Origin of the sequence: Pseudarthrobacter sp. NPDC080039 (assembly GCF_040702335.1) — a bacterium.
Lineage (GTDB): Bacteria > Actinomycetota > Actinomycetes > Actinomycetales > Micrococcaceae > Arthrobacter > Arthrobacter enclensis_A.
Map to the genome: position 1 here is coordinate 30,613 of NZ_JBFBKY010000001.1, position 272 is coordinate 30,884.

General features: G+C 61.4%; 1 pseudogene. It reads left to right on the forward strand.

Going from position 1 to position 272, the window contains the following annotated elements:
• Positions 1 to 272: pseudogene (locus AB0313_RS00130) on the forward strand (hypothetical protein); the annotation flags it as partial.

Genomic DNA, 272 nt, shown 5'->3' on the forward strand with positions numbered 1-272 from the left:
ATTTGAAGGGGGCGCCCTGGGATACCCGACCACGGATGAAGTCGCTGGTCTGCGTGACGGCGGCGTTTATCAGAACTATCAGGGTGGGGCCATCATTTGGTCACCAGCCACCGGAGCCCACGTCTCCACAGGAGTGATCCGTGGGCTTTGGGCGGCAACAGGTTTTGAAGGGGGCGCCCTGGGATACCCGACCACGGATGAAGTCGCTGGTCTGCGTGACGGCGGCGTTTATCAGAACTATCAGGGTGGGGCCATCATCTGGTCGCCGGCTT